This is a genomic window from Acidocella aminolytica 101 = DSM 11237, assembly GCF_900129125.1.
Taxonomy (GTDB): Bacteria; Pseudomonadota; Alphaproteobacteria; order Acetobacterales; family Acetobacteraceae; genus Acidocella; species Acidocella aminolytica.
This window is the reverse complement of record NZ_FQVJ01000046.1, coordinates 1-24,103: the sequence shown is the minus strand read 5'-3', so window position 1 is coordinate 24,103 and position 24,103 is coordinate 1. Positions and strand designations below refer to the sequence as shown.

Here is a 24,103-nt window from a genome sequence, read left to right as displayed (position 1 = left end):
TGAATACTCACAACCGCGCCATACATCACGTACGTGGCAGAATCGAAAAAATCTTCGGCACTTGGAAACGAAGCTACGGATTACGACGAATGCGATGGTGTGGTCTTGCTAAAGCCGCTGTTCAGGTCCGTCTCACCGCCATCGCTTATAACCTCAAACGAACACTGAACCTCTTCACTCAACCGGCCTGATACCCATCGAGGGTAGCCTCACGCTCTTCTACAAAAAACAAAGAAAATTCCAGATCTTATCCCTTAAAATCAGATCAAAACCCTACCCGCGCACAGGTCTCATAGATGCTGTGAGCGTGAGCCATCCACCCTATCCGGTTTACTGGTTCGTGATGCAAATTGGCATGATCATCGGCTTCGCCACCGCTTTTCCGATGAACTGGGTACTGATCAAAACAGGCGTTAAAGAGCCATGCATATGATGCGGCTTCAGTCTGGCTTTATCAACCCTGCAATCCGCTCAACATCCGCCGCGTTTACCGGGTTATAAACTACCATCGTCAAATCCGTGCGCCCATCCACGGCAAAAGCTGAAAATTCAAATGCCAGCGGCCCCAACACTAGGTGGCGAATTTCCTTCACTCCTTCATGCGGAGCGCTTTGCACGCCATTCTCCTGCCACATCTTGTCGAAGTCCGCGCTGAGGCGGCGCAGTTCTTCAATCAACGGCGCCATCTCCGCCACGGCTCCGGCACGCGCGGCATCTGCCCTGAAGGATCCCAGTACAAACCGCGCCACGCTGACCCAGTCATGCTGCGCGGCGCGGGCGCGTGGGTCGAGAAACAAATGTCGCAAGATATTCCGCTGACCGGGCGGCAGCATGGCGTAATCCATGAACATCACCGTCGCCGCGCGATTCCAGGCCACCACATCCCAGATCGCGGTGCGGATCAAAGCGGGCACTGGGTTCAACGCATCCAGCACATGCTGCAGGCGGGGGGTCACGCCCTCGCTCTTGCGGTAACGCGCCTCGGGAGGGCGGCCCAGCCCCAGCAGAAATAAATGCTCACGCTCGGCATCAGTCAGCATCAAGGCGCGGGCGATCCGGTCCAGCACATCGGCTGAGGGCGCGCCGCCACGTCCCTGCTCCAACCACGTGTACCAAGTGGGGCTGATATGGGCGCGCTGGGCCACTTCCTCGCGTCGCAGTCCCGGCGTGCGTCGCCGCCCCGCCGAAAACCCCAGCGCCACCGGGTCCAGCTTCATCCGCCGGTCTTTCAGATATACGCCCAAAGCCTTTGCGGGCTGGGCCAGTCCGCTCATCCTATTAGTCATTATACTATGATAATCTCACTACTTTACCAGGATAACTAAACCACCCACATTTGTCTTCTGCAAAAATTGGAGCATTTTCGATGCGTGTATTCGTAACGGGCGCCACCGGGTTCATCGGCTCCGAGGTGGTGAAAGACCTTATCGGTGCGGGCCATCATGTACTTGGCCTCTGCCGCTCGAAAGAGAAAGCGCCCGCCTTGGCCGCCCTAGGGGCGGAGGTGCATCAGGGTGATCTCACTGATCTTGAAAGCCTGCGCCAGGGCGCGGCGGCGGCGGATGGTGTCATCCATCTCGCCTTCATCCATGATTTCTCAAAATTCGCCGAAAACGCTGAAATTGACCGCCGTGCGATCGAGGCGATCGGGTCCGTGCTCAAAGGCTCCAACCGGCCGCTGCTGGTCACTTCCGGGCTAGGGCTGCTCGCCACCGGCCGCATTGCAACCGAGACAGACAAGCCCTCCCCCGACTTCCCCCGCGTTTCAGAAGCCGCCGCCTGGGCCAGTGGCTGCAATGCCGGTGCGGTCCGCCTGCCGCAGGTGCATGACACGGCCAAACAGGGCTTCATCACGTATCTCACCGGGGTTTACCGGCAACAGAGCCAATGCGCCTATATTGGAGACGGGGAAAACCGCTGGCCCGCCGTCCCCGTTCAAGACGCCGCGCATCTCTACCGGCTGGCTCTGGAGAAAGCTGAACCCAACGCCATCTATCACGCCGTCGCGGAAGAAGGTGTTACCCTCCGCGCCATCGCGGAGACAATCGGCCTGCGCCTGAATTTGCCGGTGAACGCCATCCCCGCGTCCGAGGCACAAGCCTTCTTCGGCTGGCTCGCCCCTTTCGCCGGACTCGACATGCCCGCTTCCAGCACTCAAACCCGCGAAAAGCTGGGCTGGCAGCCAACAGGGCGCGGGCTGCTGGACGACCTCAGGGAATTGCAAATTTAATGGGCCAACAGGTTGAGGCGCTGACTTCTCAGCGCCTCAAACCACATGGTCAGGCCTGAGGAAACAGGTTTCGGCCATGGCCAGCGTCTCGAACTGCATGGTCGCATGGCCAATGCCAAAGCGCACTTTCATTTCCTCGGCGATACGCGGCAGCAGCGCCTCGCCATTCGCCATTTCATCGCCCACCAGATGCACGGTTAACGCCACCTCGGTCGTGCTCAACGCCCAGATATGCAGGTCATGAATCGCGGCAATGCCAGGCAGGTCACCCAGATAACGCGCGACCGCCTCATCATCGATTCCCGTCGGCACCGCATCCAGCGAGAGATTCACCGCGTCCCGCAATAGCGACCATGTCCCGGCCACGATCACCACGCTGATCACCAGGCTCACCAACGGGTCCATCCAGCTCCAGCCTGTCAGCAAAATCACCGCGCCCGCCACCACGGTTCCCGCCTGCACCAGCGCGTCGGAAAGCATGTGCATAAAGGCCCCGCGTAGATTTAAATCATGCTTGCGGCCGGACATGAACAACAGCGCGGTAAAGCCGTTCACGAAAATTCCAACCGCCGCCACTACCATGATAATATGGGCCGCTGGATGCGCAGGCTGCATGAAGCGCTGCACGGCCTCCCAGGCAATGCCGCCAGTTACCAGCAGCAACAGCACCGCATTGCTCAGCGCCGCGAGAATCGAAGACCGCCGCAGCCCGTAAGTATAACGTGCGCTCGGCGCCTTGCCGCCCAACCAGGTCGCCATCCAGGCGGCGGCCAGTCCCAACACATCTCCCAAATTATGCCCCGCATCCGCCAGCAGCGCGAGTGAATGGCCCAGCACGCCATAAACCGCCTCTCCTGCCACATAGGCCAGATTCAGCGCCAGCCCGATGGCAAATGCCCGGCCGAAACTGGCTGGCGCATGGCTATGCCCGCCCAGCCCATGATGATGCCCATGATCGTGATGATGGTCATGGCCGTGATCATGATCGTGGTGATGGTGGTCGTGGTCCTGCATCAGGGCCTCGCTATGGTTATCAGGGTTTAGCCAACCCCCGGCATTTGGGGCTGTTGCTACCTACCATAGCCGCCCGCCTTTCTGCCACCGGCGCGGCGCTAACCCTATTTGCTCAAAACCCGCGCGAAGGATGCTGCCCCCGCCGGGCGTGAGGGTAAAGCGGGCCGAGGCGGGTCTATGGCCCGGCGCAGCAACTCCTGCTGTGCTTCCTGCCCGCCCAGCATCGCTTCCATACAGCGCACGCACAGCTCCACCCGCTCATCCGCCAGCGTGTAAAAAATCTGGGTGCCCTGGCGCCGGGTCCGCACCAGATTATTGCGCCGCAGCCCGGCAAGCTGCTGGCTGAGTGCGGGCTGGCCAATGCTGGCGGCGGCATCAATTTCGCTAACTGTCCGCTCACCTTCCAGCAGGCAAGAGAGAATCATTAAACGCTGCGGCTGAGCATAAACCTTCAGCATCTCCACCGCCGCATCCGCGCGGGCGCGGTCCTGATAAAGGGCCATCACGCCTTTACCCCATGGCAGAACCAATCCGCCCCGTCCTGCATCTCAGCCATCGAAGAAGCCGGTGGGGCCAGCAATGTCTCACCTGGCTTCCAGCCTTCGGGCGCCAGCGCCTTGTCGTCCGCCGTGCTTTGCAGCGCCGCCAGCAGCCGCAACGTCTCCTCTACCGAGCGCCCGACATTATGCGGATACCAAGTCATTGCCCGGATAATGCCTTGCGGGTCGATAAAATAACTGGCGCGCACGGTGGCGCTGTCCGGCGCGGTTTCATCCACCATGCCATAGCCGCGGCCCACCGCCATGCTCGGGTCTTCCACCAACGGAAACGGCACCGTAACGCCGAACGCGTCGCGGATCGCGCGGATCCACGCCAGATGCGAGAACAGGCTGTCCACCGAGAGGCCCAGCAACGCGCAATTCAGCGCCTCAAACCGTGCAGCCTCACGCGCCAGCGCCACAAACTCCGTGGTGCAGACTGGGGTGAAGTCCGCCGGGTGTGAAAAGAAAATTAGCCAGCGACCACGATAGCCGGAGAGCTTCACCTCCCCCATTGTGGTGCGGGCCTGAAAATCCGGCGCTGTATCGCCAATACGCAACGGCCTGGGTGGCGAGGCAGGCCGGAAACTCGGGTCATCCATCAGAATATCAATCTCCAGCGGGTAGATTCCCGAAGCAGCCCCTTGACGCAAGCTTAGTTTATTAATTACATAGATAATGTAAATATGAATTAAAGGCAACAGCCATGTCAGACCACGTTCTCGACCAAGCCGCCCGCCTGATCTCTGGAACACAGGCAGGCGCCGTGCCCGTGAAAGCGTTTTTCGATGAGCCGACCTTCACAGTCAGCTATGTGGTGCATGACCCGGAAACCCGGCATGCCGGCATTATCGACAGCGTACTGGATTACGACCCCGCCTCGGGCCGGACCTCCTTCAAGTCAGCCGACGCCATCATCGCTTATGTGCAGGAGCAGAAGCTGACGGTGGAATGGCTGCTGGAGACCCACGCCCATGCGGACCATCTCTCCGCCGCGCCTTATTTGCAGGGCAAGCTGGGCGGCAAACTCGCCATCGGCGCTGAGATCATCACTGTACAGAACATCTTCGGCAAGCTGTTTAATGCAGGCACTGAATTCGCGCGGGACGGGTCTGATTTCGACCATCTCTTTAAGGATGGTGATAGCTTCCAGATCGGTAATCTCAAGGCCATGGCGTTGCATGTGCCCGGCCATACCCCCGCTGACCTCGCTTACGTCATCGGCGATGCGGTGTTCTGCGGCGACACGTTATTCATGCCCGATTACGGCACCGCGCGGGCGGATTTTCCGGGTGGCGATGCACGCCAGCTTTTCCGCTCCATCCGCCGCCTGCTCTCCCTGCCGGAGCGCACGCGCATCTTCCTCTGCCACGATTACAAGGCCCCGGGACGTGACCGCTATGCCTGGGAAACCACCGTCAGCGCCGAGCGCAGGAGCAATGTTCATGTGCATGACGGCATCACCGAGGATGAATTCGTGGCCATGCGCGAAGCCCGCGACGCCACCTTGGCCATGCCGCGGCTCATCATGCCTTCCGTACAGGTAAATATGCGCGGCGGCCACATGCCGCCACCGGAAAACAACGGAATACGTTATCTAAAAATTCCGTTGAACGCTGTTTAATCAGGCAAGGTTTTGGGGAGTATTATAATGCCTGAAGCGTGGATGTTCGGCCTGCTGGGCGGGTTGATGATTGGCTGTGCGTCAGCCTTGATGCTGCTGGGACTGGGGCGGATCGCAGGGATTAGCGGTTTGGGCGCCCGGGCCGTGGGACTGGCTGATGCCGGAGCGCCGCAATCCTTGGCGATTTTCTTTATCGTCGGCCTGCCATTAGGCGCGTTTTTAATGGCGCGGGCGTTGGGCGGGGTGAGCCTTCATTTTCCGCCCAACATCGCCACGCTGATTATCGCGGGGCTGGTGGTCGGGTTTGGCACCCGGCTGGGTTCCGGTTGCACCAGCGGCCATGGGGTGTGCGGCATGTCCCGCTTCTCCCGTCGTTCAATCTCGGCAACGCTGGTGTTCATGGCCAGCGGTTTCGCTACCGTGGCACTAATGCGTCTGCTGGGGATATCATGAAACAACTGACCTTCGCACTGCTGGCCGGGGCGCTGTTTGGCGCAGGCCTGGCCCTTTCCGGCATGTCCGACCCCGCCAAGGTGCGCGGCTTTCTGGATATTTTCGGCACCTGGAACCCAACCTTGATGTTCGTGATGGGCGGCGCGCTGATCCCGATGGGGCTGGCATGGCGTATCCAGGCCAAATTGCGCGCGCCCCTGGCGGCGCCGCGTTTCAGCCTGCCGGACACAACCGGGCTGGATGCGCGACTCATCGGCGGCGCGGCCTTGTTCGGCGTTGGGTGGGGCATTGCCGGTCTCTGCCCCGGCCCAGCGATCGCGGATCTCGCTTTGGCTCCGCGTGAGGCAGCTATCTTCGTGCTGGCCATGCTCGCCGGCATGTTGGTTTTCAAAATCATAACCAGCCGGAGCACGCCCATGGAGGGCGCCAAAACCCCCGGCGTAATGGGGAAGTAAGCCAATGAATAGCAGATCTCTGACACCGGACTTTTCCGTTTCATCTCAGATCAGACCGGAGGATCTGCTGAGCCTTGCCGATAAAGGCTTTCGATCCGTCATCTGCAACCGGCCGGATGGCGAGGATAACGGCCAGCCCAGCGCCGCCGAGATCCACGCGGCCTCCAAGCAGGCCGGGCTGGGTTTTGCCCATGTGCCCGTAACCTCCCGCGATGTCAGCCCCGCCGATGCGCGTAAGATGGCCGAGGCCCTGGCCAGCCTGCCCGGACCGGTTTTTGCTTATTGCCGCACCGGCGCGCGGTCTGAAGCGTTGTTTGAAGCCGCACGGCGCCTAACCGCTGAAACGCCCAAAACCAGCAATAATGCAAGAACTTATGACGTGGTGATTGTGGGCGGCGGCAGTGCGGGCATTGCCACCGCCGCCAGCATGCTCAAGCGCCGCAAGGGGCTGAGCATCGCCATCATCGAACCCTCTGACGTGCATTATTACCAGCCTGGTTGGACGCTGGTTGGCGCTGGCGTGTTTCAGCCGCAAGTCACCTGTCGCCCGACCGCTCAGGTGATGCCCCGTGAGGTGCACTGGATTAAAGCCACCGTCACCAGCTTCGCGCCGGATGAAAGCCGCGTGATCCTGGCGGATGGCAGCGATGCCACTTATCGCGTACTGGTGGTGGCCGCAGGCATCCGCCTGGCGTGGGAGGCAATTCCTGGCCTTACCGAAGCGCTGGGCCACAACGGCGTAACCTCCAATTACCGTTTCGACCTCGCTCCCTACACCAACAAGCTGGCGTCCGAGCTGACGTCCGGCCGGGCCATTTTCACGCAGCCGCCCATGCCGATCAAATGCGCGGGCGCGCCGCAAAAAGCGATGTATCTGAGCTGCGACCGCTGGCTGCAGGCCGGGCGACTGAAGGATATATCGGTCGAGTTCAACAATGCTGGGGCTGTGTTGTTTGGCGTGGCCGCTTACGTGCCCGCATTAATGGAGTATGTGAAACGCTACAACATCCAGCTTAACTTCGAGACCAAGTTGGTGGGCGTGGACGGCCTCGCCCGGGTGGCACGATTTGAGCAGAAAACACCGGAGGGCACGAAGATCATCGAACGTGAGTTCGACATGCTGCATGCCGTGCCGCCGCAAGTGGCACCGGACTGCATCAAAACCAGCAAGCTGGCCGCCGCCAGCGGGTTTGCCGCGGTGAATGAGACCACGCTGCAAAACCCCACCTACCCCAATGTTTTCGCGCTGGGAGATGGGTGCGCGGCCTCCAACGCCAAAACCGCCGCCGCAGTGCGCCAGCAGGCGCCTGTTGTGGCCGTGAATGCGCTCGCGCAGCTGGAAGGCAAGCCCCTCACCGCCGCTTATCTCGGCTATGGCAGTTGCCCGCTCACGGTGGAGCGCGGACGGATCGTGCTGGCTGAATTCAGCTATGGCGGCAAAATCACTCCCACCTTCCCCACCTGGATACTGGACGGCACTAAACCCACCCGCGCCGCATGGTTCCTGAAAGACCGTGTTCTGCCCTGGGTTTATTGGCAAGACATGCTGAAAGGCCGGGAATGGCTAGCCGCCCCCAAAGCCCTTGCCGCCACTGCGCAACAGAAAGCCTGAAAGAAACGAACATGGCCCTGGATATGGTTCAATATGCACTCGGCGCGGGCAGCGGCGGAGTGGTAGGATTTACACTGGGGCTGGTTGGCGGCGGCGGGTCCATCCTCGCCGTGCCGCTGATGGTGTATCTGGTGGGGGTGCCCAACGCGCATATCGCTATCGGCACCAGCGCACTGGCGGTGGCCGCCAATGCGCTGACCGGCCTTGCCAACCATGCCAGGGCCCAGACGGTAAAATGGCGCTGCGGTGGCCTCTATGCGGCGGCGGGCATTGCGGGAGCCTTCGCGGGATCTTCAATCGGCAAGGCGGTGGATGGGCAGAAGCTGCTCTTCCTGTTCGCGCTGCTGATGTTCGTGATCGCGTTCATCATGATTAAAAAACGTCACCATACCGGGGAGGAAGGCGCGCAATGCAATCGCGAAAATGCCCCGAAAGTGCTGGGCTTTGGGCTTGGCACCGGAATTTTCTCTGGGTTTTTCGGCATTGGCGGCGGGTTTCTCATCGTGCCGGGCCTCATGGCCTCCACCAGAATGCCGATGCTCAATGCCGTGGGCACCTCCCTGGTGGCGGTGGCCGCCTTTGGACTGACCACGGCGCTGAATTACGCCTTCTCCGGCATGGTGGACTGGATGCTGGCGATGATTTTCATCCTCGGCGGTGTAGTAGGCGGCGTGGTGGGCGCGGCGGCGGCCCGGCGGCTGGCGGCTGAACGAGGCATGTTAACCACAGTATTCGCCGGGCTGATCTTTGTAGTCGCCGCTTACATGCTCTGGCGCAGCAGCGGCGCAGTGCTGCACGCGGTTTAAGGCCGCATGAGCTACGCTCTGATCCAGTTGCCATGCAGCCCCATGGGCACGCGCTGCGGCAGCTTGATCACCGCGACAGGTTCCCGCGCGATATCCTGCGCGTCCAGCAACACCAGATCGCTGGATCTGCTGACCGGGTCATAAACAAAAACGGAGATGTAACCCGCCGATTCATCCACCGCGCCGGGACGTGGAATAAAAACCGGCTCGCCTGAGGCGCGGTTACCGAAATCATGCCGCGTAACTTGGCCGGTTTTGGTATCAAACCGCGCCACCGCGTTAAAGGTGCCTCCTGGCGCATTGACCAGCGTAAGGCTGGCGGTGCGCAGAGGCGTGAAGATGAAGCGTGAGGGCAGCGCCTCAAACCGGTCATCGATACGCGGCAACTCGGTGGGGAAATCGGCCATCATCTCGTCACGCGCCCGGCGCGCCGCAACGTCTATCACCAACCGGTGTAAGCGGGGCGGCTGATGATCGCCCGAGGCAGGGCCAATGGGCAGGCGGCCATGACGGACGTAATCAATGATGATATCTCCGCCCGCCTCAAAGCCATTCGCAAAATGGAAAACAAAGAAAGGCTCTGCCTCGATCCAGACCGGAGCGGCGCCATCCAGCGGAATCACGCCGATCCGCGTGCCCATTTCCCGCCGCCATTGCAGCAAAGGCTCTCCGCGCTCCGCGGCTTCAACATCAAAAACCGCCGGACCGACGAGCAGCACCATGTAACGCCCTGTCAGCACGAAATCATGAATCATGCTTGGCGCGGCAAGAGAAACCGAAAAGCTCCGGGCCAGCTTGCCCACCTTGTCGATCTGATGAACGTGGATGAGCGGTTCCTCGACCAGATAATCGAGCGCGTATAGGTCTTTTGTTGCTTTATGATGCCGGTTATGCGCGCCGAGAATCAAAGGCGCGTCCGTGCCTGGGCGCCATTCCCCGATTGTGTCCAGTTCCGTTGTCATCTCATACGCGGCCGCCGCCTCGCCAAGGGCGAGAAGCTGCCCGGCATGACTAAGAATGTTGATAAAGGCGCCGTTTTTAAACAACCCCGGCTCACCATCCTCGCCCACCAGCGCCGGGTCCACCGGCACGGGGCTGAGCAACCCACCATACACGGCCCGCCCAGCGCGGCGTTCAACCGCCAGACCACGGGTGCGGACGAAACGATTTTTATAACGGGCACGACCTTCATCGAAATAAACGGCATGAATCATGCCGTCGCCATCCATTGGGAAACTGTAGGAGAGCGGTTTGAAGAGCGGGTTGGGGCCATTGCGCATATAGGCCCCTTTCAGATCATCGGGAATCCTCCCAAAGGTTACGGGCAGGTCGGCTTGGTCCAGTTCGTCGCCCACCGGCTCAAAATGGTCGCGCAGATGCGGGTTATCGGACGTCCAGCCCATGCCGCCGGTGATCAGGTCCGTTTGCCGCGTCTTATCCCTCATTCAACAACTTCCTCTCTCTTATGCTTGGCCCTACCCTTGCGCGGCCATTTTTTGTTTCTGCACCCAGTCAGGATACCAGGCGGTAAATTTCATCGCGCCAATCATGGAGCCGATGACCACAGCTGTATCCAGCGCGCCCGTTGAGGAGGCGAAATACATTTCTCCTAAATCCGCCAACGCGGTCAGCAGAAATGAAAGCCCCCAGACCGCGCTTATAACATAGTTCACGCGCAGAAACCCTGGGCTGTTCCAATGTTCCCGGGGTACCTGCGCCTTCGCGTATTGAACGGTAAACGGAGTACCGATAACAATGGACGCCAGCACAATCGCCAGCAGCCCTATATTCACGCAGAGCTTCATCGCCATCAGAGAAACATGCGCGTCAAACAGCCCGCTATAAACCGCCAGCCCCGCAAACAGCACCACGCTGCCGACCTCCAATATCTTCAAGGAGGCGCCGCGCATGACACTGCGGATAATCAAGACGGCAGAAATCACCGCTGAAACCCCCAATGCCAATGGCAAGCTGACGGACCCGTTCAAGACCGAGAAGATAATAAACGGCGCAAACGAGGCCACGATATTCATAGTCTATCCCCATTTATTGATTATTGCGCGGCCTGCCGGGCAACGCGGTCCGCCAGATTGGGCGAGGCCTCGGCCAGATGATCGAACTCATGCACAAACCCGCCCAGCCCCGCGGTTTGGGAGCGCAATTCAAGGATCAGCCGGTGCGTCTCGGCCTCCGGCAGCAACGCCTGGGTTTCGTCCCAGCCGGGCCAGGCGGGTTTTTCTCCATAGCCCATAATCTGCCCGCGCTTGCCGGACAGCAGGCGCTGCACCGTGGAGGTGAACATATTGGGGGCGCTGATGGTAACACGATGCACCGGCTCCAGCAGCACCGGCTCTGCCTTAGTCAAAGCCTCGGCAATGCCGTTGCGCGTGGCGGTGCGGAAGGCCATGTCCGAGCTATCCACTGAATGAAACCCACCATCGAGCAACGTCACCGCGACATCCACCACCGGATAGCCGAACGGCCCCTTCGCCATCGCTTCCTCAGCGGCCGCCGCCACAGCCGGGATATATTGCCGCGGCACCGCGCCACCGGTGACTTTGTCGGTAAAGCTGAATCCTTCGCCGCGCTGGCGGGGGGCGATCTCCAGCTTCACATCCGCGAACTGGCCGTGCCCGCCGGTCTGGCGCTTCAGGCGGGAATGTTCATGCACCGTGAGTTTGATAGTCTCTTTCAGCCGCAGCTTTGGCCGGGCGGCGCTTACACTCAGCCCCCAGCCTTTATTAAGCCGGTCCAGCGCGCGGGCTAGATGCGCCTCGCCTTGCCCCGCCAGCAATGTGTCGCCGGTTTCTGCATCGCGCATCAGACTAAGGGCCGGGTCTTCCTCCAGCACCTTAGCCAATGCGGTGGAGAGGCGCACATCGTCCTTATGATCCGGCACGGCAATGGCCAGGGCGTAAACCGGCGGCGGAGGCGCGGGAAGTGTTAAGATACCTTCGGCGGCGCCAAACACAGTGCCGGGCACCGCGCCATCCAGCCGGCCCAGCGCCACCACATCGCCCGTCTCGGCCTGCGGCAATTTCTGCGTCTCGTTACCAGGGAAGGAGAAAATGCCGCCCACGCGCATCTGTCCATCGGCCGCGCCGTCCTGCAACGGGCCACGCCAGACGCGCGCATAAGCCAGCTTACCCGCCTGCCCGGCATAAGACACCTTGAACACCTGCGCGAGCGCCCCGCCTTCAGTCTCAATCCTGTGGCGAGCACGAGTTTGCGTGGGCTCGGGCGTGTCGTGTCGCAAAGCCTTCCAGAGCCGCTGCACGCCGTTGCCATGAGTGGCGGCACCGAACATGACCTCGGCAAGCTTCCCCTCCCCAAGATCATGCCGCAGATGAGCGAAAAGCTCCGTCGCGCTCACCGCCTCCCCTTCAACGATTTTTTCTAGCAGGCTGTCATCGCGGTCGGCTAACGTGTCCACCAGCTCGTCATGGGCCGCCTGCTCATCGGCGGCAACACCTGTGGGCACAGGAATCATCTCGGATGGTTGGCGTTCGCGATAACGGTAAGCACGTTCTGAAATGAGATCGACATATCCTGCCACCTTGCCCTGCTCCATCAACGGTAATTGCCGAGGGACAAGCTTGGTTGCAGTTTCAGCCTGCAAGGCAGCAATCAGCTCAGCGGGCGGCACAGCCAGCGTGTCCACCTTGTTGATGAACAGAATAAAAGGGGTTCCGGCGGCCTCCAGCGCCGCGAAGGCCGGGCGTAGCGCCATGGCACGCGCCGGGTCCGGGTCCGCCACCACCACCGCTATATCCGCCACCGCCAACGCGGCGGTGGCCTCAGCCTGAAACTCAATGGAGCCGGGACAGTCGAGCAAGGACCAGCGGTCTTCCAGAAAGCTGCAATTCACCAGCTTTGTCTCGGTTCCGGGTTCAGGGGTGCGAGTGTCCCCGGCATGACGCAACCGCAGACCAGCGGCGTCCAGCAGCGCCTCACACAGGCTGGTCTTGCCGCCACCATAAGGGCCTATGAATGCAGCGGCGCGGGGGGCGCGCGGACCCGAATGGGTTTTGTTACCAGACATAGCATCGTGTCTCCCTGTTGATCCGGGATGATTCTAACTGGCGTCCGGCACTGAAGCCCAAACGGTGATGGCCATGAGGACCATCAATGCCCTCTTCCGTAATGGAGCCTACGTCCCCAACCATCTTTACGCAATGCACCTCGCCGCCATGGCTTCGCGGTTGTTTTCGGCTTATTTGCACCTCTGACCCAGCCGTTTCTTCCTGATGATAGCGCTATCTTTTAAAATGATGTGAGCAGAACAATTCAAACACTGCCGGAAAACCATTTTTGATTTTCAAAAGCCCGATACAGAAGCAAGCAACTCGTCAAAGAGACTGCTTTTTCAACCAATAACGCCAACGTCATTAATACGTGCCACACCGTAAAATGCTCAGAAAAACTCTAAATTCGGCATTTAATTCATATATATTATTATTCCTCCATTTACTCCTATTTCATATTTTTCTATCAAATCAGTAATCGTATTTTTATCCGCCTTATGGGAGATCGGCACAGAAATTACGTTCGGCTTTTCAAGGCGAACAACAAAACACAAGCCAAGACCAGAAAAACTAAATACACCCCGGCAGACCAACATAGCCGAACCCGAACAACGCTAACAAAATCATACCCGGCCACGCTCACCTTCTCGCACTAGGAAAACATTACGGCACTCGGGCCAACCGAATGCCGGGCCTAAAAACCTAACGCCATCCTAACGAGGCATGGCGAACCGCTCTTTAGGGGAAATAATATGTCGAGTATCAAGCACGACTTGACCAATAATCCTACCCTTGATGCACTGGCTATCAATGGCGGCACTCCCGTGCGAACAACCCCTCTCCCATGGGAATTGCCCGGCGCTCATTTCATTGGCGCGGAAGAACGCGCTTTGGTGGACCAGGTAGTGGACGCGAAAAGCCCGTTTCGTTTCTACGGGCTGGACGCGCAGCACATGGTGGACCGGCTGGAAGCGGAATGGTGCCGCAAATTCGGCCATGCACATGCGCTGGGCGTGAATTGCGGCACGGCGGCGCTGCATATCGCGCTGGCAGCCGGTGAGGTGGGGCCGGGCGACGAGGTGCTGGTGCCGGGCTATATGTGGGTAAGCTGCCTCAGCGCCATCGTGCGACTGGGCGCGATTCCCCGGCTGGTTGATATCGATAACACGTTCTGCATGGACCCCGCTGATATGCGCCGCAAAATCGGCCCGCAAACGCGCGCTGTGCTGTTTGTGAATATGAGCGGCGCGATGGGCCGCAATGCCGAGATCGCCGCCATCGCGCGTGAGCACGGGTTGTTCATGGTGGAAGATTGCGCCCAGGCCGCTGGCGGCAGCCTGCATGGCCGCGCCGCTGGGTCTTTTGGCGATATCGGCATTTTCAGCTTCCAGCTCAACAAAAACATGACCAGTGGCGAAGGCGGCCTGCTGGTGACGGAGTCCGAGCATCTCTACAAACGCTGCATGGCGGTGCATGATCTCGGCTTCGCCCGGAACAAACACGGCCGCCTCGACCCTATGGATGAGCGTTACCAGCTATGGGGCATAGGCAGTCGCATGTCGGACCTCACGGGCGCCATGGCGCTGGCCCAGTTGGGCAAGCTGGAGACAATCACCGGCAATATGCGCCGCGCGAAATGGCGCATCCGGGACGCAATCGCGGACCTGCCCGGCCTTGGCCTGCGGGAGATCCCCGACCCAGAGGGAGATACCGGGCCGTTTCTCATCACCATTTATGACACCCCCGCGCTGTGCCAGCGTTTCACTGCCGCATTGCAGGCCGAGGGTGTGCGCGGCCATCCCGGCAGCCTCGCCTGCATCACCATGCGTGACTGGGGTATGCACTGGTATTTCAACGTGCCGAGCCTCGTGCATAAACGCTCGCTCTCGCACGACGGTTTTCCCTGGACGCACCCGGCAAACGCTTTCGCCACAGATTACAGCTACCAGCGCGGCGCCCTTCCGGTCTGCGACGACATGGAAAGCCGCGCTGCCTTGCTTTGCATCTCCTCAGCCCTGACCGATGAAGATGTGAACGACGTCATCGCCGCCTTCCGCAAGGTTGGCGCCGCCTTGTTGACCAAATAAACCGAGGATGACGATGCAGCCCTTATCTTCCATTTTCGAAACGCCGGTTGACGCGCTTGTGGAAATCGCCCCGCAATGTCTGGTTATTGGCAGCGGCACATCGGGGGTCACGGCGGCCATTGAGTTAGCCCAGCGTGGCTTGCGGGTGGCGGTTATCGAGGCCGGGCCGTTTGTGCTGTCTGAGCACATCGGCTCCACCCCCTTTGCCGACCAGCATGAGATGGTGCCGCGTATTCATGACCTGGTCCGCCGCCGCACCGTCTGGACGGATTCAGCTCATGAGGCGGATGCAAAAGCCGGGCAACTTGCGCCCAACAATAATGCCTGGGAAGCCGTCGGCGGACGGACATTATTCTGGGGCGGCTGCACGCCACGCTTCATCGACTCAGACTTTCACGACTGGCCTTACGACGCCGATCATTTCCGCCCCTGGTATGAGCGCGCGGAACAGCTGATCTCCGCCTCGGGCTATAATGATGGCACGGGCGAGGTGCCGCATTTCATCGCCGAAACCGGGCCGCTGGTCTCCCGCTTGGCCGAAGCGGGCATCACCGCAACCTGTCCGCCTTTAGGGATCGACACGCGCGCGGTGCGCGACGGGCGCATGTCACGCGGGTTTGACTCATCCGTGTCCCGGCTGCTGCGCTGCCCCGCATTCGGCCGCCGCGCCGATGGCGCGAAGCTAACGCTCACCGCTGAGTGCGCGGCAGTGGATCTGCTGCTGGACGGCGCAACGGTGCGCGGCGTGCGGGTGCTGGACCGGCGCAGCGGTCGGCATCTCGACCTCCACGCGGATGAGGTGATTCTCGCTGGCGGAGCTGTCCAGTCCACACGTCTGGCGCTGGCCGCTGGGCTAGACCGGATCGACCCGCTAGTGGGCCGTTATGTCGGGGATCATCTGTTTGTGCAGGCGGCGCTGAAACTGCCCGCCCCACTGCACCACAAAGCTGTTTACCTCTTTATCCCTCCTTTGCCGGACCGTCCTTACCATGTGCAGATGCAAGGCATGTTCAGCAATAAATGGTACAACCCGCTGGATGCGACCATGTGGCTCGACGGCGAGGCCCATGGCGATACGCTGCTCTATTATTGCTTCGGCGCCAGCCGCGCGACGGATGAGGCGCGCGTGGTCCTGACCGGCCAACCGGGCGACCCGCTGCGCGGCTATGCGGTGATCAATGACCGCACCCCGGAAGATCTGGCCACGCTGGAGGCGATGGAAGACTTCGTGCAACACGTTGGCGGGGCGTTGGGCGCACAGGTCGCGCGGGTAGAGCGGCACCATGCGGGCGCGGCACTGCACGAATTTGGCGGGCTGCGGATGGGCACGGACCCATCCAGCTCTGTCACTGACCCGGATGGGCGCTTCCGCCGCGTGGCAAATCTGGTTTGTGTTGATTCCGCCATCTGGCCCAGCCAGGGCAGCGCCAACTCCTACCTCACCATCACCGCCACCGCCTTGCGCAATGCCGAGAAGCTGGCCGCGCGCCTGAGCGCCACCACGCCGGAACTGGCTTCGCAAGGCGCATGACGGACATGGCCCGCCCGGCCGGAGAACGCATCAGCGGCACGGCCTGGGGCATTGCCGCCGTGGCCTCCTTGTCTGGTCTGCTGATCGGCTACAACACGGCGGTCATAGCCCCGGCGCTGCCGTTTATCTCAGGCCATTTCGGGCTGCTGACCGGCGCTGAGGGCGCGGTGGTGGCGACGGTGTTGATCGGCGGGTTTGCCGGGTCGTTCATCGCGGGCAGCGCCACGCGCCGCTGGGGGCAAAAGCCCGTGCTGATCGCCGCCGCCCTGCTGTTTGCAGTTGGGGCCGTGGGGTCGGCGGCGGCGGAGTCGGTGTTGCTGCTTTCATTGTGGCGGCTGGCGTTGGGGCTGGCGGTTGGGGCTTCCAGCGCCGTGGCGCCGCTTTATATTGGGGAGACAGCCCCCAGCCGTTGGCGCGGGGCGTTAGTCTCTGGCATCCAACTCGCCATTACGGTCGGGATTCTGCTTTCTTACCTCGTCGGCTTATTATGGACGCCTTCCGGAAACTGGCGCGCTATGCTGGCCGCCGGGGCGCTGCCCGCGTTGCCCATGCTGGTCGGGCTGGCCCTGCTGCCGGAAAGCCCGCGCTGGCTGCTGTTCAAAGGCCGGGCCGAGGAAGCCGTCCACGCCTGGGAGCGCATTGGCGGCGGGGGCGTCTGGCCGCCGGAAAACGGCGCGCCCCCGGCGGAGCCTCACGGCCAGGGTTGGCGCACGCTATTCGGCCCCCGGCTGCGGCCCGTGTTGCTGCTGGCCACCGGGCTATTCGCCTTTGCCAATCTCAGCGGCATCGACGCCATTCTTTACTACGCCCCTACCATCTTCGCGGAGGTTGGGTTTAGCGGCACGTTCGGACCAATTTTGGCGACCAGCTTCATTGGCGTCATCAATGTGCTGGCCACCCTTGTCGCCATGGGGCTAATCGACCGGCTTGGGCGGCGGCCCTTGTTAATTCTCGGGCTGGTGCCCATGACCGTGAGCCTGCTGGTGTTGGCCGTCATGCTGGGTCTGGCGGGGACCAGCACGCTCGCGGGCGCCATCGCGCTGATCTGCCTGGGTGTGTTCATCACCGGCTTTGCCATCAGCCTCGGGCCATTGCCCTATGTGCTGATGTCGGAAATCTTTCCACAATCCGTGCGCGAGGCAGGCACGGGCTTTGCTGCTGCGGCGGCGTGGGGGGCAAATATTCTCGTCTCCGCCAGCTTTCCGCCCTTGCTGGCTTGGCTGGGCGTTGGGGGCACATTTGCGCTTTATGGGCTGATCAGCGCCGGAGCGATCCTGTTCGTGGTGATGATGGTACCCGAGACCAGAGGATGCAGCCTGGAGCTGATTGAAACGAATCTGGCACGCGGCTGTCGCGTGCGGTATCTGGGATCATGGCCTGGCGAGTGATGGCCGGCGCGTAAAAGGAGAGGAACCCAATGCTGTATTTTCTCGTCGCGATTGCGGCGATCGCCGGTTTGTTATTCGGATATGACGAAGGCATTATCGGCGTTGCGCGGCCTCTACTCGTCAAGGATTACCCTCTGAGCCAGTTCGTGGACGGCTTTATGAGCGCCGCCGTGCCGCTGGGCGCGCTGGCCGGGGCGATTATCGCCGGGCGGCTGACGGAACGTTTCGGCCGCCGCCGGGTGCTAATGGGCGCCGCCGCCTTGTTTGCCATTGGGGCGCTGGCCGCCGCCGCCATCGGGGCAATCTGGCAGCTTGTGCTGGCACGCCTTGTTCTGGGGCTGGCCATTGGCGTCGCCGCCGTCACCGCACCACTCTACATTGCCGAAACCGCACCGCTTTCCATCCGTGGCGCGCTGGTTTCCACCTATCAGCTCGCGATCACGTTCGGCATCGTCGCCTCTTACCTGATGGGCATTGCCATCACCGGAGACGGCACTTGGCGCAGCATGTTCGGGCTTGGCTGCGTGCCGGGGCTGTTATTTCTTCTCGGGCTCATCTTCCTTCCTGAAAGCCCCCGCTGGCTGATGATGCATCGCGGCCGGACCGAGGCCGCCGCAAGCCTACGCCGCCTGCGCAAAGCTGGCGCCGCCATCGAGGCCGAACTGGATGAGATTGAGGCCGCCGTGCGCAGCAGCGCCAAGGCCTCAACGCATGTCTCCGACCTGATGACCCCTTACGTGAAACCCGCTTTGATTGTCGGCATGGGGCTGTTTTTCCTGCAACAGCTCAGCGGCATTAACGCGGTTATTTATTACGCCCCGGTGATTTTTGAACATGCCGGGTTCGGCAACGCACAGACTCAGGTGTTGGCGACCATCGGCATTGGCATGGTGAACTTCCTCACGACCATTTTGGCTATGTTGCTGATCGACCGCTGGGGGCGGCGACCCTTGCTGGTATTCGGCTTTCTTGGCACGGCCATCTCGCTGCTGTTGATCGCGGTCGCGGTGCTGGTGCCCGGCCTGCTGCCGGAATGGATGGTGATTGTCTGCCTCGCCGCTTATATCGCCTCTTTCGCCATCAGCCTCGGGCCCTTGCCGTTTGTGGTGATGTCCGAGATTTTCCCGCTGCGTGTGCGCGGGATTGGCATGGGCATGGCCTCGGTCAGCAATTGGGGCTTCAATTTCGTAGTAGTTTTCGCCTTCCCGCTGCTGCTTGAGAGCATCGGGCTGGCGGGTACTTTTATTTTGTTCGCTGTCGTCTGCCTTGCCGGCGTGGCCTTCACCCTGGTCCGCGTGCCGGAGACAAACGGCATCTCACTCGAACAAATCGAAGCGCATCTGCAAACATCCCGCCCGCTGGTGGAACTATCCGCCCGTCCGCGCGGTGAGACGGTTTGATGCCCTGACGGCAGGGGCGTTAGTCACGCCCTTGCCAAAGTGCACGGATAGGCCCCAGCCGCGCGGCGCCCATTGAGAGCTTGCGTACACCTTCCTCTACCAGCCTGCTCGCAGCTTGCGGGTCGCCAGCTGCCTCGCCACAGACAGAGACGGGCCGGCTACCCGCCTCGCGCACCACACGGGCACAAAGGCCAATCACCGCGTCATTGGCGGGGTTGGCAAAGGCAGCAAGCTCCTGATGCCCACGCTCAGCCGCCAATGTGTATTGAGTGAGGTCGTTTGTGCCGATGGAGAAGAAATCGCACACCGGCACCAAATCGGGCATGGTCAGCGCAGCGGCGGGGACTTCCACCATGGCGCCCAGAGACGGGCATGGCAGCCCGGTCTCCTGGCAGGCCTGCTCCAGCCAGCCGCGCAGGGTCTGCATCTCCTTCGGGAAGGTGACCATCGGCACCATCACGCGCAGGTCATGCCCCTGCCCCGCGCGCAAAATGGCGCGCAAATGCGCGGCGGTGAAGTCGGGATGTTTCAGCAAGGCGCGTACACCGCGCACGCCAAGGGCGGGGTTTTCCTCCGGTGCCAGATGCAGGAAGGGTACGGGCTTATCCGCTCCGGCATCCAGCAGCCGCACAGTGACCGGACGGCCTTTGAAAGGGGCCAGCATGGCGCTGATCCGCGCGGTCTGTTCTTCTTCCGGGGGGCAGTCCACCCGGTCCAGAAACAGCATCTCTGTCCGGGCGAGGCCGATGCCAAACGCGCCGGATTGCGCGGCTAGAGCGGCATCCTTCGGCCCAGCGACATTCGCCCAGAATTCCAGCCCGCAGCCATCGGGCAATATGATGCTGGCCGGGCCGGTACTGGCGGCCTGCGCCGGGGTGAAGGCCTTGCGGGCCGCCGCATCCGGATTTGGAACCATCTCACCCGTGGCGCCATCGAACGCCAATGTGTCGGGAATACTCCCCAACACCACGCTGCCCAAGCAAGGCACACCGGCGGCACGGAGCATGATGGCCGCATGGCTGGTACGCCCGCCATGCCTATCCAGCACGCCGAGTACTTCGGCTGGCAGGGCGGCGGCCTCAGCAGCGGTGAGGTTCTCGACCAAAATAATCGCTGGGTCCGTCGGCCACTCCAGCCCGCCGCCACCCAGCAGAGCACGCAGCACCTCATTGCCAACCTCCCGCACATCCTTGGCGCGGGCACGCAGATAAGCATCGTCCAGCGCCTCATACCCTGCGGCGGCATGGGCAAAGGCTTGTTGCCACGCGGCGGCGGGATGCTGGCGATGCTCAAACACCCCTGCCTTAGCCGGGGTAAGAATGGCGGGGTCGCTGAGCAGCGCCGCCTGCGCGGCCAGAATGTCATCGTCCCCCAGATGCGTCCGCACGGTCTCAATAGCCGCCAGCAATGCGATCCAGCCAGCTTCGGGCGCTTCCGTCGCAGTGTCAGGGATTGGCGGCTGATGCCGGTCCACCGCCATCAGCCTGCCGGAGACACGTCCGGGGGAAATGGGCACCGGTCCGGCACCGCTGGGCGCCTCCAGAACCTTGTCAATCGTGGCAGGCACTTCTGTGAGAATGGCGGCCAGCCGGGCCGCGGCCTGCTCAGCCTGCGGCCCGCCGGCCTCGATTGTCACCACTTCCCCACCTTTGGCGCCCAGGGCCATGAGGGCGGTAAGGCTGTCCAGCCCCGCTTCACGGTTTTTAAAGCGCAGACACAACGTGGCCTCGAAGCGCGAAGCAGCTTCCACGCAACGCGCGGCCGGGCGCAGATGCAGCCCGTTGGGGTCTCCCAGCGTAACCTTGCGGATCAGGCTGGCCTGCAAGGCGGGGGTGGTTGTTTCCTCCTGCCCGCCCAAAGCGGTGAGTTTGGGACGCAGCCCGGCGGCGGCCTCGGTCAGCACGGCGGCAACCGGCATACCAGCGCCAGCGGCCACACCGGCCGCTAACGCCCCCTCCACAAACGGTGCAGCGGCCAGATGCAGCTTGGTCTTTAACGGCTCCTCCGCCAGATCCACCGCCATTTCTGCACTCAGCACGGCACTGCCAATATCCATCAGCACCACAATGTCCTGGCAGGCGGCTAGGGCTTCACCCGCCTCTAAAATCGCCAGCGGGTCAGTGCCCAGATCGGCCCTGTCCGGCCCGGTTCCCGCGGCCAAGGCGATAGATAAGCGTTCGCCGGTCATTTGCCGCACCAGCGCCTCCGTCGCCTGGGCCAGAGCAAGGCTGTGCGAGACCAGTAGCAACCCGGTCGGCAATCCATCCATTATGCAGGCTCCCGTGGGTTAACGCGCCGCTTCCGCGAGGGCGGAAAGCAGCAATGCGGCGGAGGTTGCGCCAGGGTCCGCATGGCCCGCCGAGCGCTCGCCGAGATAAGAGGCGCGGCCCTTGCGGGCGATCATCGACACCGTAGCCTCCGCCCCTTGCAGCGCTGCCTCGGCAGCGGCACTGAGCGCGGCGGAAAGCCCGGCGGCACCCTTCGCCGCCGCCACTGCGGGGGTAAGTGCATCCAGCATGGTTTTTTCACCCGGCACGGCCTTGCCACGCGCGGCCACACCTTTCACCCCCGCCTCCAGCACGTCGGCCCAGGCAGCGGCGTCCAGAGCGGACTTGCCCGCTGCAGCCTTGCCCATCTCCACGAACATCGAACCATAGAGCGGGCCGGACGCACCGCCCACCGTGCCGATCAGCGTCATACCCACGGTTTTAAACAAAGCGGCGGGGTCTGCCGGCGTTCCGAGCTTGGCGGTCACTGCATGAAAGCCACGGGCCAAATTGGCGCCATGGTCACCATCGCCAATGGCGGCGTCGAGATCGGACAGATAAGTCTGGCGGGCTGCGACCATTTCATCAGCACGCTTCAACCAGGCGGTCAGCACCGGCACATCCAGCAGTTCAGACATTTTCCCTTGGCCCTCTTATAAATTTCAGAGCAAAAAATTTTTGTGGTGCCACGTTTCTATAAACCAAGCCAGCACCACAAACTTTTGCCCGCTTAAGCGCCCCAGCGCAGCCCCGGCGTAACCACCGGCGCATCCCAATAACGCAGCATCTCATCATCCAGCTTCAACAACGAGATAGATGTGCCCGCCATTTCCAGGCTGGTAATATACGGCCCCACCAGGGACCGCGCGATGGTCAGCCCATGCGCCTTGGCAATCTCCGCCGCTTTACGGAACACGATGTAAAGCTCCACCAACGGCGTGCCGCCCAGGCCATTCACGAACAGCAGCACCTTGTCCTCGGATTTGAAGGGCAAATCAGCGATAATCGGCTCCATTAACATCTCGGCCAGCTTATCGGCTGATTCCATTTTGATCCGCTTACGTCCCGGCTCGCCATGAATACCCACGCCAAATTCAATCTCATCCTCTTCCAGCGTGAAGCTCGGCTTGCCCGCATGGGGCACCGTGCAAGGCGTCAGCGCAAGCCCCATGGACCTTACATTGCTGTTCACCTTGCGGCAAAGTTCTGCCACGGCGGCAAGATCTTGCCCGGCCTCCGCCGCGCCACCGCAGATTTTCTCCGCCAGCACCGTGCCACCCACGCCGCGCCGCCCGGCGGTGTAAAGGCTGTCCTGCACCGCCACGTCATCGTCAATGATCACGGCTTCCACCTTCACGCCTTCATCTTTTGCGAGGTCTGCGGCCATTTCAAAATTCAGCACATCGCCGGTGTAGTTTTTCACGATATGCAGAACGCCCGCACCGCCATCGACCGCCTTGGTGGCGGCGAGAATCTGGTCTGGCGTGGGGCTGGTGAACACAGCACCTGGGCAAGCCGCATCCAGCATACCGCGCCCGACAAAACCGCCATGCAGCGGCTCATGGCCCGAGCCGCCGCCAGAAACCAGCGCGACCTTCCCCCGCACCGGCGCATCCGCTCGCGTAATGAAGTTCGGCTCGAAATGAACTTTGATAAGATCGCCGTGCGCGGCCGCCATTCCGGCAAGCGCTTCATCCACAACTTTATCGGCGGCATTGATTAGTTTTTTCATCCGATCCCCCTATTTTCCGTTCGCCAAAAGAAAAGGAGCCGAACTCAAAGCCCGGCTCCCGAAATCTTTTTATTCTGCAGGCGTATGGTTCTGCTTCAACTCATCCAGCGCATGCTGAAGCTTCTCCAGGCCGAACCCGATCCCGCTTTGGGTCGGCTTTGGTTCCGCCGCCTTCAACTTGGCGCTACGGGCTGCCAGCGTATCGCTGATGAACAGCTTGTAGACATAGACCGCGAGCGGACCGCCTACTAAGGGTCCCAAAATTGGCACCCACCAGTAACCGTGCGGCCCAGGGAAGGCATTCGGGCCCCAACCAGCAACCCAGGTGAACAAGCGCGGGCCAAAGTCACGGGCGGGGTTGATGGCATAGCCGGCATCTACACCGAAGGACATGCCGATCGCTGCGACCGCCATACCAACCAGAAACGGCGCCATGTTGGATTGCGGACCGACATTGGTGTTGTCAACAATGGCAAGCACGAACAGCACCAGGAAGAACGTGCCGATCACCTGATCGATAAACGGCAGCCCCATATTGGAACCAAAATATTGTGCCGGGAAGGTGGCGAAGATGCTGAAGGTTGTCAGCCCGCCAGATGCGGTACGGTCAACAACATGGTGCGCCAGATTCCAGGCATTAATGGCCTTGAAATAATCCAGCATCACAATGGCCGCGCCAATGAAGCAACCCGCGACCTGAGCGATCCAATAAGGTATCACCTTACGCCAGGGGAAATCGCCCTTGACCGCGAAGGCCAGACTCACAGCAGGATTTAGATGCGCGCCGGTCACCCCGCCCGCGACATAAATCGCCATGGTCACCGCCAGGGCCCAACCCCAGGTGATCAGGAGCCAGCCACCGGCCCCTTGAAAAATCACCAAGGTACGGCCGGATTCCGTAAGACCCACCACGGCGACGGCCACAACGCCGGCGCCAAAG

General features: G+C 61.5%; 23 protein-coding genes. 12 read left to right on the top strand and 11 right to left on the bottom strand.

Translation table 11 applies throughout. The features are described 5' to 3' along the window. Positions 1-191, top strand: a 191-nt coding sequence (locus tag BUB54_RS17415; protein ID WP_139284791.1) for a transposase, incomplete at its 5' end; no start/stop codon positions are given. 110 nt (positions 192-301) lie between these two features. Then, positions 302-433, top strand: coding sequence for a DUF4396 domain-containing protein (locus tag BUB54_RS21880; protein ID WP_307189087.1), 132 nt, complete (start codon positions 302-304; stop codon positions 431-433). 7 nt (positions 434-440) lie between these two features. On the opposite strand, the gene BUB54_RS17405 is transcribed toward BUB54_RS21880, so the two are convergent. Then, positions 441-1,274: a helix-turn-helix transcriptional regulator gene (locus BUB54_RS17405; protein ID WP_048879733.1), complete on the bottom strand. Its 834-nt coding sequence runs from the start codon at positions 1,272-1,274 to the stop codon at positions 441-443. 92 nt (positions 1,275-1,366) lie between these two features. Here BUB54_RS17405 and BUB54_RS17400 point away from each other — a divergent pair, with 92 nt between their 5' ends. Continuing rightward, positions 1,367-2,230 (top strand): SDR family oxidoreductase, encoded by an 864-nt coding sequence (locus BUB54_RS17400; protein ID WP_048879732.1) that lies wholly within the window; start codon positions 1,367-1,369, stop codon positions 2,228-2,230. Between the two features lie 36 nt (positions 2,231-2,266). On the opposite strand, the gene BUB54_RS17395 is transcribed toward BUB54_RS17400, so the two are convergent. From BUB54_RS17395 to BUB54_RS17385, 3 genes are all read right to left on the bottom strand, one after another. Further along, positions 2,267-3,244, bottom strand: coding sequence for a cation diffusion facilitator family transporter (locus BUB54_RS17395; protein ID WP_048879731.1), 978 nt, complete (start codon positions 3,242-3,244; stop codon positions 2,267-2,269). A 104-nt stretch (positions 3,245-3,348) separates the two neighbouring features. Further along, positions 3,349-3,747: an ArsR/SmtB family transcription factor gene (locus tag BUB54_RS17390; protein ID WP_048879730.1), complete on the bottom strand. Its 399-nt coding sequence runs from the start codon at positions 3,745-3,747 to the stop codon at positions 3,349-3,351. Next, the gene (locus tag BUB54_RS17385; RefSeq protein ID WP_048879735.1) at positions 3,747-4,385 is read right to left on the bottom strand and encodes a peroxiredoxin; all 639 of its coding nucleotides are present in this window, start codon (positions 4,383-4,385) and stop codon (positions 3,747-3,749) included. Before BUB54_RS17385 ends, BUB54_RS17390 begins: the two co-directional genes overlap by 1 nt. 104 nt (positions 4,386-4,489) lie before the next feature. On the opposite strand from BUB54_RS17385, the gene BUB54_RS17380 reads away from it, so the two are divergent. From BUB54_RS17380 to BUB54_RS17360, 5 genes are read left to right on the top strand one after another with little or no spacing between them, the layout of a single operon-like run. Continuing rightward, a complete protein-coding gene (locus BUB54_RS17380) occupies positions 4,490-5,407 on the top strand; it encodes an MBL fold metallo-hydrolase (protein WP_048879729.1) in 918 nt (305 codons plus the stop codon). Between the two features lie 27 nt (positions 5,408-5,434). Continuing rightward, on the top strand, positions 5,435-5,860 hold the full coding sequence (locus BUB54_RS17375) for a YeeE/YedE family protein (RefSeq protein WP_048879728.1): 426 nt from the start codon (positions 5,435-5,437) through the stop codon (positions 5,858-5,860). Next, on the top strand, positions 5,857-6,315 hold the full coding sequence (locus tag BUB54_RS17370; RefSeq protein ID WP_048879727.1) for a DUF6691 family protein: 459 nt from the start codon (positions 5,857-5,859) through the stop codon (positions 6,313-6,315). Before BUB54_RS17375 ends, BUB54_RS17370 begins: the two co-directional genes overlap by 4 nt. A 4-nt stretch (positions 6,316-6,319) precedes the next feature. Beyond that, positions 6,320-7,927 (top strand): bifunctional protein tyrosine phosphatase family protein/NAD(P)/FAD-dependent oxidoreductase, encoded by a 1,608-nt coding sequence (locus tag BUB54_RS17365; protein WP_048879726.1) that lies wholly within the window; start codon positions 6,320-6,322, stop codon positions 7,925-7,927. A gap of 11 nt (positions 7,928-7,938) precedes the next feature. Then, the gene (locus tag BUB54_RS17360; RefSeq protein WP_048879725.1) at positions 7,939-8,733 is read left to right on the top strand and encodes a sulfite exporter TauE/SafE family protein; all 795 of its coding nucleotides are present in this window, start codon (positions 7,939-7,941) and stop codon (positions 8,731-8,733) included. Between the two features lie 11 nt (positions 8,734-8,744). On the opposite strand, the gene BUB54_RS17355 is transcribed toward BUB54_RS17360, so the two are convergent. The 3 genes from BUB54_RS17355 to BUB54_RS17345 are packed head-to-tail and all read right to left on the bottom strand — an operon-like array spanning position 8,745 to position 12,775. Then, positions 8,745-10,178: a carotenoid oxygenase family protein gene (locus BUB54_RS17355; protein ID WP_048879724.1), complete on the bottom strand. Its 1,434-nt coding sequence runs from the start codon at positions 10,176-10,178 to the stop codon at positions 8,745-8,747. A 30-nt stretch (positions 10,179-10,208) separates the two neighbouring features. Then, positions 10,209-10,766 (bottom strand): hypothetical protein, encoded by a 558-nt coding sequence (locus tag BUB54_RS17350; protein ID WP_048879723.1) that lies wholly within the window; start codon positions 10,764-10,766, stop codon positions 10,209-10,211. 20 nt (positions 10,767-10,786) lie between these two features. Next, entirely contained in the window at positions 10,787-12,775 is a 1,989-nt protein-coding gene (locus BUB54_RS17345) for an elongation factor G (RefSeq protein WP_048879722.1), read from the bottom strand. A 735-nt stretch (positions 12,776-13,510) separates the two neighbouring features. On the opposite strand from BUB54_RS17345, the gene BUB54_RS17340 reads away from it, so the two are divergent. Genes BUB54_RS17340 through BUB54_RS17325 form a run of 4 tightly spaced genes read left to right on the top strand, consistent with a single transcriptional unit; the run spans position 13,511 to position 19,164 of the window. Next, positions 13,511-14,845, top strand: coding sequence for a DegT/DnrJ/EryC1/StrS family aminotransferase (locus BUB54_RS17340; RefSeq protein WP_082075730.1), 1,335 nt, complete (start codon positions 13,511-13,513; stop codon positions 14,843-14,845). A gap of 7 nt (positions 14,846-14,852) precedes the next feature. Then, on the top strand, positions 14,853-16,376 hold the full coding sequence (locus BUB54_RS17335) for a GMC oxidoreductase (protein ID WP_048879721.1): 1,524 nt from the start codon (positions 14,853-14,855) through the stop codon (positions 16,374-16,376). After that, positions 16,373-17,764, top strand: coding sequence for a sugar porter family MFS transporter (locus BUB54_RS17330; protein WP_048879720.1), 1,392 nt, complete (start codon positions 16,373-16,375; stop codon positions 17,762-17,764). Before BUB54_RS17335 ends, BUB54_RS17330 begins: the two co-directional genes overlap by 4 nt. Before the next feature lie 29 nt (positions 17,765-17,793). Next, entirely contained in the window at positions 17,794-19,164 is a 1,371-nt protein-coding gene (locus BUB54_RS17325; protein ID WP_048879719.1) for a sugar porter family MFS transporter, read from the top strand. Between the two features lie 19 nt (positions 19,165-19,183). On the opposite strand, the gene dhaM is transcribed toward BUB54_RS17325, so the two are convergent. The 4 genes from dhaM to BUB54_RS17305 form a co-directional block, all read right to left on the bottom strand. Continuing rightward, a complete protein-coding gene (gene dhaM / locus BUB54_RS17320; RefSeq protein ID WP_048879718.1) occupies positions 19,184-21,433 on the bottom strand; it encodes a dihydroxyacetone kinase phosphoryl donor subunit DhaM in 2,250 nt (749 codons plus the stop codon). 18 nt (positions 21,434-21,451) lie between these two features. Then, positions 21,452-22,069, bottom strand: a complete 618-nt coding sequence (gene dhaL / locus BUB54_RS17315; protein ID WP_048879717.1) for a dihydroxyacetone kinase subunit DhaL — start codon at positions 22,067-22,069, stop codon at positions 21,452-21,454. A 92-nt stretch (positions 22,070-22,161) separates the two neighbouring features. Beyond that, positions 22,162-23,163 carry a dihydroxyacetone kinase subunit DhaK gene (dhaK, locus tag BUB54_RS17310; protein WP_048879716.1) on the bottom strand — a complete coding sequence of 334 codons (1,002 nt, stop codon included), beginning with the start codon at positions 23,161-23,163 and terminating at the stop codon, positions 22,162-22,164. A 69-nt stretch (positions 23,164-23,232) separates the two neighbouring features. Next, a partial coding sequence (locus tag BUB54_RS17305) for an MIP/aquaporin family protein (protein WP_073211965.1) occupies positions 23,233-24,103 on the bottom strand: 871 nt, incomplete at its 5' end.

Coding starts and splice junctions, on each gene's coding strand:
- BUB54_RS17335 (WP_048879721.1), top strand. CDS start 14,853: ATGACGATGCAGCCCTTATCTTCCATTTTCGAAACGCCGGTTGACGCG.
- BUB54_RS17330 (WP_048879720.1), top strand. CDS start 16,373: ATGACGGACATGGCCCGCCCGGCCGGAGAACGCATCAGCGGCACGGCC.
- BUB54_RS17360 (WP_048879725.1), top strand. CDS start 7,939: ATGGCCCTGGATATGGTTCAATATGCACTCGGCGCGGGCAGCGGCGGA.
- BUB54_RS17355 (WP_048879724.1), bottom strand. CDS start 10,178: ATGAGGGATAAGACGCGGCAAACGGACCTGATCACCGGCGGCATGGGC.
- BUB54_RS17400 (WP_048879732.1), top strand. CDS start 1,367: ATGCGTGTATTCGTAACGGGCGCCACCGGGTTCATCGGCTCCGAGGTG.
- BUB54_RS17390 (WP_048879730.1), bottom strand. CDS start 3,747: ATGGCCCTTTATCAGGACCGCGCCCGCGCGGATGCGGCGGTGGAGATG.
- dhaM (WP_048879718.1), bottom strand. CDS start 21,433: ATGGATGGATTGCCGACCGGGTTGCTACTGGTCTCGCACAGCCTTGCT.
- BUB54_RS17365 (WP_048879726.1), top strand. CDS start 6,320: ATGAATAGCAGATCTCTGACACCGGACTTTTCCGTTTCATCTCAGATC.
- BUB54_RS17325 (WP_048879719.1), top strand. CDS start 17,794: ATGCTGTATTTTCTCGTCGCGATTGCGGCGATCGCCGGTTTGTTATTC.
- BUB54_RS17350 (WP_048879723.1), bottom strand. CDS start 10,766: ATGAATATCGTGGCCTCGTTTGCGCCGTTTATTATCTTCTCGGTCTTG.
- BUB54_RS17375 (WP_048879728.1), top strand. CDS start 5,435: ATGCCTGAAGCGTGGATGTTCGGCCTGCTGGGCGGGTTGATGATTGGC.
- dhaK (WP_048879716.1), bottom strand. CDS start 23,163: ATGAAAAAACTAATCAATGCCGCCGATAAAGTTGTGGATGAAGCGCTT.
- BUB54_RS17370 (WP_048879727.1), top strand. CDS start 5,857: ATGAAACAACTGACCTTCGCACTGCTGGCCGGGGCGCTGTTTGGCGCA.
- BUB54_RS17380 (WP_048879729.1), top strand. CDS start 4,490: ATGTCAGACCACGTTCTCGACCAAGCCGCCCGCCTGATCTCTGGAACA.
- BUB54_RS17385 (WP_048879735.1), bottom strand. CDS start 4,385: ATGGATGACCCGAGTTTCCGGCCTGCCTCGCCACCCAGGCCGTTGCGT.
- BUB54_RS17345 (WP_048879722.1), bottom strand. CDS start 12,775: ATGTCTGGTAACAAAACCCATTCGGGTCCGCGCGCCCCCCGCGCCGCT.
- BUB54_RS17340 (WP_082075730.1), top strand. CDS start 13,511: ATGTCGAGTATCAAGCACGACTTGACCAATAATCCTACCCTTGATGCA.
- BUB54_RS17395 (WP_048879731.1), bottom strand. CDS start 3,244: ATGCAGGACCACGACCACCATCACCACGATCATGATCACGGCCATGAC.
- dhaL (WP_048879717.1), bottom strand. CDS start 22,069: ATGTCTGAACTGCTGGATGTGCCGGTGCTGACCGCCTGGTTGAAGCGT.
- BUB54_RS17405 (WP_048879733.1), bottom strand. CDS start 1,274: ATGAGCGGACTGGCCCAGCCCGCAAAGGCTTTGGGCGTATATCTGAAA.